This is a genomic window from Clostridium sp. CAG:221 (assembly GCA_000435835.1).
In the GTDB taxonomy this organism is placed as follows: Bacteria; Bacillota; Clostridia; order Clostridiales; family Clostridiaceae; genus Clostridium.
This window is the reverse complement of sequence record FR883369.1, coordinates 17,307-23,651: the sequence shown is the minus strand read 5'-3', so window position 1 is coordinate 23,651 and position 6,345 is coordinate 17,307. Positions and strand designations below refer to the sequence as shown.

At 29.8% G+C, this 6,345-nt stretch carries 7 protein-coding genes; all 7 read left to right on the top strand.

Going from position 1 to position 6,345, the window contains the following annotated elements:
- The first annotated feature begins 22 nt into the window (after positions 1–22).
- The 7 genes from sdaAB (at position 23) to Q5O44_RS02360 (ending at position 6,224) form a co-directional block, all read left to right on the top strand.
- Positions 23–703, top strand: a complete 681-nt coding sequence (gene sdaAB / locus Q5O44_RS02390; RefSeq protein WP_022166788.1) for an L-serine ammonia-lyase, iron-sulfur-dependent subunit beta — start codon at positions 23–25, stop codon at positions 701–703.
- 1 nt (position 704) lies between these two features.
- On the top strand, positions 705–1,589 hold the full coding sequence (sdaAA, locus tag Q5O44_RS02385) for an L-serine ammonia-lyase, iron-sulfur-dependent, subunit alpha (protein WP_022166787.1): 885 nt from the start codon (positions 705–707) through the stop codon (positions 1,587–1,589).
- Positions 1,590–1,737: 148 nt separating this feature from the next.
- Positions 1,738–2,577, top strand: a complete 840-nt coding sequence (locus tag Q5O44_RS02380; RefSeq protein WP_022166786.1) for a hydroxyethylthiazole kinase — start codon at positions 1,738–1,740, stop codon at positions 2,575–2,577.
- Between the two features lie 188 nt (positions 2,578–2,765).
- Entirely contained in the window at positions 2,766–3,392 is a 627-nt protein-coding gene (locus Q5O44_RS02375; protein ID WP_022166785.1) for a hypothetical protein, read from the top strand.
- Between the two features lie 60 nt (positions 3,393–3,452).
- Positions 3,453–3,839 (top strand): VOC family protein, encoded by a 387-nt coding sequence (locus Q5O44_RS02370; RefSeq protein ID WP_022166784.1) that lies wholly within the window; start codon positions 3,453–3,455, stop codon positions 3,837–3,839.
- A gap of 184 nt (positions 3,840–4,023) precedes the next feature.
- Positions 4,024–4,854, top strand: a complete 831-nt coding sequence (nudC, locus tag Q5O44_RS02365; RefSeq protein ID WP_022166783.1) for an NAD(+) diphosphatase — start codon at positions 4,024–4,026, stop codon at positions 4,852–4,854.
- Between the two features lie 122 nt (positions 4,855–4,976).
- Positions 4,977–6,224, top strand: a complete 1,248-nt coding sequence (locus tag Q5O44_RS02360) for a glycosyltransferase family 2 protein (protein ID WP_022166782.1) — start codon at positions 4,977–4,979, stop codon at positions 6,222–6,224.
- The last annotated feature ends 121 nt before the right edge of the window (positions 6,225–6,345 follow it).

Sequence of the window (6,345 nt, the reverse complement as noted above, 5' to 3'; positions counted from 1 at the left end):
AAAAAAAGACTGGGGGTATTTTATGAAAAGCGTAGGTGTATTTGATATTTTAGGGCCAATAATGGTTGGACCATCATCATCTCATACGGCAGGTGCAGCTAGACTTGGTAAGATAGCAAGGGCTGTTGCTGGAGGTGACATAAAAAAAGTTATATTTTTATTACATGGATCTTTTGCTAAAACATATAAGGGCCATGGTACAGATAGGGCTCTTGCAGCAGGTATATTAGGTATGGAACCTAGTGATTTAAGATTGAGAAATGCATTGGATATTGCAGAAGATGAAGGTATTAAAATAATTTTTCAAGAAGCTGATCTTGGAGACGTTCATCCTAATACAGTTAAGGTATTAATTGAAGGCAGAGAAGGCGAAGAATATGAAATGGTAGGTTCATCTATTGGTGGCGGAAGCATTATGGTTACAGAAGTAAATGGAAGTAAGATCGAATTTACTGGTGCATATCCAACACTAGTAATTTCTCATATGGATGTACCAGGAGTAGTATCACAAGTTACAGCACTATTATTTGAGCTAGATATAAACATAGCTTTTATGAAGGTAATTAGAAGTCAAAAAGGAAAAGAAGCAACTATGGTTTTTGAATTAGATGGGAAAATAAGCCAAGAAGCTGTAGAACAAATTAAAAGCTTTGGATACATAAAAAAAGTTATTATGATTAACCCAACTAAGGATGGTGAATAAAATGCTAGAAGCTAAAAATGGTGAAGAGTTATTAAGAATATGTGAAGCAGAGAATATTCCATTAAGTGAATATGCCATTAGAATAGAAATGGAAAAGGCAGAAATAACAAGAGAAGAAGCTTATTCTAGAATGAGAAATGTATTGGAAGTTATGAAAGATGGAGCTAATGAAGGTAGAGCTAAAGAAGTTCATTCAGTTAGTGGACTTATTGGTGGAGATGGCTATAAGATGCAGAAATACCTGGAAAACAATGAAACTTTAACAGGAGATGTCATTGTAAAAGCAATGGCCATGGCTCTATCATCATCAGAAGTAAATGCTTCTATGGGGAGAATAGTGGCTTGTCCTACAGCAGGATCTTGTGGTATATTGCCTGCAGTAGTTTTGTCAGCAGGAGAAAGACTTAAAAGAAGTGATGATGAGCTAATAAAGGCTTTATTTACTTCTTCGGCAGTAGGAATGATTATAGGAAGAAATGCAACTCTTTCAGGAGCAGAAGGAGGATGTCAAGCAGAATGTGGTTCGGCGTCAGCTATGGCAGCAGCTGCTGTAGTTGAGATGATGGGTGGAACGCCAAAGATGTGCTTAGATGCAGCTGCTATAGTCTTAAAAAACATATTAGGATTAGTATGTGATCCTGTTGCTGGATTAGTAGAAATACCATGTGCTAAAAGAAATGCTGCTGGTGCCGTAAGTGCATTATCAACAGCAGAGTTAGTTATGGCTGGTGTTAGCTCTCATATTCCTTTTGATGATGCAGTAACAGCTATGTATCAAGTAGGTAAGAGCCTTCCATCTGAACTTAGAGAAACTGCCTTAGGTGGAGTTGCAATTACAAAAGCAGGATTAGTATTAAAGAAAAAGGTCTTTGGTGATGAACAGTAAGACCATCATGAGAATACAGTGGGCAATTTAATTTGTCCACTTTTATAATATATAACTAAAGGTGTAATCTTTTAACACTATTGATTAAATAAGAATACTATATTATAGGCATGTTGCACTCTAGATAATAAAGTGAGGATAATAAAAAATGAAACTTAGCAAAGGATTGATTGCTGGTATTTTAGAGAAGGAAAGGAAAACAAATCCCAAAGTACATTATATTTCAGATATAACTAAAGCCAATGATTTTGCAGAAGTAGTAAGAATTTTTAATGGAAGAAGTATAATGGCTTATGGAATTGAAGAAATTCATGAAATAACTGCAGAAAGTAATTCATTAGTAATTGGATTAGAAACGTTGGATAATGGAAAGATATTAGCAATGGAAAGAGCATTGAGAATAGCTAAGAAACGAGAAGTACCAGTATTATTGGATTTGTCAGGAGTAAATCTTTCATTATATAGAAAAAATACAGCGTTAAGTTTTTTGAATAGATACACAATAGATCTTGTAAAAGGAACGGTAGAAGAAGTACAAGCTTTGATAAGGTCACAGAAAAGAAATAGATGTAAGGAAAAGAATATAAAGGCTGAATATAGAGATTTTGCTATAAAAAATAAGGTTTTTTTGCTGGTAGAGTCAGAAGAATATTATATAACTGATGGATATAGTGAGTTTTATATAGAAAATAATAGTGCAAATTTAAATAAAAAAATAGAATTGGGCTATGTTTTCACTGCATTATTGGCAATAGCAATAGGAGGCGTAGATAATAGGCGGGAAGAAATGGTAGCTATATTGATAGCAGTTATGATATTTTCCATAGGATGCAGCTTAGAGGCAAATAAAATTAATGAGTATTATAAGTGTGGTTTTTTTAAATTAAAAGAATTGTTTTTAGATAAAATAAAAAATATTGATGAAGATATGATATATGATTTAGGAAAAATAAGTTATAATTTTAAAAGTAAAAGAGTAACTGGATAAGAAATATAATAGGTGCTTTAGTAGAATATTAAAGCATCTTTTTTTGCGGGGATAAATATAGAAAAAATGCTATATGTTAATATTTACATAAAATAATATTTGTATTACAATAGGATATAAATATTAACATAATATGGTAATATAGGTATATAAATTATAAAGTAATGGGTAAATGAGGAGAGGGAATTATGAAAGAAGAAAAGTTTTTATGTGATGAAGAAATATTAAAATGGCTTACTGAAAAAAATCTATCAGGAATAATCAAAGGAATAGATCAAAATAAGGGTATGATAAATGAAAAAATAGCATCAGTGATTTATTGTAAAGGTTTTATTAAAAGGTTTGAGGATGAGTACAATAAAATATTTAATAGTTTAGGATTCAAAATATCTAGAATTACTGATGATTATATTTATATAAGCTATATGGATAGTGAAATTGAATTTTTTATAGCTAGTAGTGAATTTATGAGAAGATATGCTAAAGTATTATTTAATAATAAAAATACTATAGGTGATTCAATTTTGGATAAGTTCCAACTTGTTAATACTGAAGAAAATATAAATAAATTTATAGAAAGATGTAATAATATTTTAGAAAATAGTCAGTATAAGCTAAAATCAGAAGTTAGAGATGGAAAGATAAGCAATATCATGAATATATTCAAAGGTGATTTTTTAGCAAAAGTAAATGCTGAAATTTTTACAAGGAATATAAAGAAATATTTAGTTAAAATTAATAAAGAAGCTAAAAGTAATACAATAGCTTTCATCGAGAGAATTAATACGTGGAATAAAGTTACAGCAGAGGTATAGATTATTAAAAAATATAATGATAAAATAGTTTTACATTATTATATTTTAGGAGGAAATACTATGGGTGCAAAAATGTTACACACATGTATAAGAGTTGCTAATTTAGAAAAATCTTTAGAGTTTTATAAAGAGGTATTAGGGTTAATAGAAACAAGAAGAAAGGATTTTCCAGAGCATAAATTTACATTAGTTTATTTATCAGATAAAGAAGATGGATATGAGTTAGAATTAACTTATAATTATGATCCAGAAAAGCCGTATGATATAGGAAATGGATTTAGTCATATAGCTATAGGAGCGCCAAATATTGAAGAATTAAGAGAAAAACACTTAAAACTTGGTTATGAAGTTACTCCATTAAAAGGTCTTCCTGGAGAACCACCAAAGTATTATTTCGTAACAGATCCAGATGGATACAAGGTTGAAGTTATTAGAACAGAAGCTTAGATAATTATGAACTTAGATAATGATGAATTATGAATTAAGAATGATGAATTATTGTTGAAACTCAAAGAGTTTCTAAAATTATATTTTTTTCTAAACTCCTTAAGGAGTTTATTCCTTAATTCATCATTCATTACTCATCATTCATCATTAAAATTGCATAGCAATTTTTAGAGGGGGTTTAATTTTGAATTTTGAGTATTTAAATTTTAAATCTATATTAAATGATCATGAAGGGTCCTCTCAGGAGGATATATGCTTTGTTTTTTATGAAGGACAATTAATAATTAAGTCTAATGCTAATGAAATAAATATTCCTAAGAGAGAGGAAATAGAAGAATTAGGTTTAACTATTAATAAAGAGTATTGCTTTGGTGAATTTAATATAGGTAAATGTTACATAATTGAATGTGAAGATATAAAAAGACTACCAGGAGACTTTCAAATTGTATCATTATATCAATTAGGACAAATTATAGATGAAGAAGTCTTTTTTATAGCAGGAAGGGCCAATCACATATTAAATTGGGATAATAATCATAAATATTGTAGTAGGTGTGGTGCGCCTAATATAGATAAAGCTGATGAAAGAGCTAAGGTGTGTACTAAATGTGGAGCAGTAACATATCCAGTTATATGCCCAGCTATAATAGTAGCTATTACTAAAGGTGATGAAATACTTTTAGCACATAATAAAAACTTTGAAGATAATATCTATAGTATAATTGCTGGTTTTGTAGATGCAGGAGAAGACTTAGAAAGTACGGTGAAAAGAGAAGTTTTTGAGGAAGTAGGAATTAAGATAAAAAATATCAAATATTATGGAAATCAAACATGGGCTTTTCCAAATTCATTAATGATAGGCTTCTTTGCAGAATATGAAAGTGGGGAAATAAAGGTAGATGGCAAAGAGATACTAGATGCAGCATGGTTTAAGAAGGATAATTTACCTAATCTACCAAAGAAGATGTCCATTGCAAGAAAAATGATAGATAGTTTTATTTTAAGGGATAATTAATAATTATTAACTTAAAAGCTAAGGGGGAAGGTGTAGGCTATATTATAAATTGAATGAATATAAAACCTTAGGAAATGACATAATAATATATGTTATGACATTAATATTCCTGAGGAGGAGTTATGTATAATTTTATAATAATTTTTAATATAGGAATGTTACTTTTATTTTTACTATTATATTTATATCAAATTTTTTATGCCTTTATAGGAGTATTTAAAAAAAGCAAATGTTTTGAAGAATCTCTTAAACATAGATATGCTGTTATAATAAGTGCTAGAAATGAGAGATTAGTAATAGGACAGTTAGTAGAAAGTATCAAGAAACAAAATTATCCCAAGGAATTGATAGATGTATTTGTAGTGGCTGATAACTGCTCTGATGATACTGCTAAAATTGCTAGGAAAGCAGGAGCAATTGTTTATGAAAGAACAAATAAAGATTTAGTGGGCAAAGGATATGCCTTAGATTATATTTTTAAGATAATAATGCAAGAGTATAAAGAAAAGGGATATGAAGGCTACTTTATTTTTGATGCTGACAATATTTTAGATAGGAATTATATTTCAGAAATGAACAAGCTATTTGATAATGGATATAAAGTAATAACTAGCTATAGAAATTCGAAAAATTTTAATTCTAATTGGATTTCTGCAGGATATGCATTGTGGTTTTTGCGTGAATCAAAGTATCTTAATAATGCAAGAATGATTTTAAATACCAGCTGTGCTATATCTGGCACAGGATTTCTAGTAAGTGATGAAATTATTAAAAGGAATAATGGCTGGAAGTATCATTTGCTCACTGAAGATTTGGAGTTTTCCGTAGATATTGTATTAAAGGGTGAAAAGATAGGGTATTGCCATAAGGCAAAATTTTATGATGAGCAACCCTGTACCTTTAAGCAATCTTGGAATCAAAGATTACGCTGGTCTAAAGGATTTTATCAGGTATTTATGAAAGAGGGCTGGAAACTATTTATAAATATATTTAAAAATAAATCTTTTTCATCCTTTGATATGTTGATGACCGTAGCACCAGCAATGTTTATTTCCTTGGTGGGCTTAATAGTAAACTTAGCTGTATTCACCATAGCCATATTAAGTAAGGGAAATACTATATTACTATTTGAAGCTGCTTCTAGCATAATCTATACCATTTCCAACTATTATTTAACTTTGCTTGCTTTTGGAGCATTGACAACAATAACAGAATGGAAGGAAATTAGAGCTACAGCCTTTGAGAAGATAATATATACTTTCACTTTTCCTTTCTTTATTGCTACATATATACCAATAGCAATAGTTGCTTTATTTAAAAAGGTTGAATGGAAGCCAATAGCACATACAATAATAATAGAAAATACATAATGAAAAAAGAGCTGCCATTAAGCAGCTCTTTTAATATGGAAAAATTAAGCTTTGTTAATTGATCCGAATAATTCCATTTTTTCTTTAACTGTAGCTTTGATTGCTTCGAATCCAGGATTTA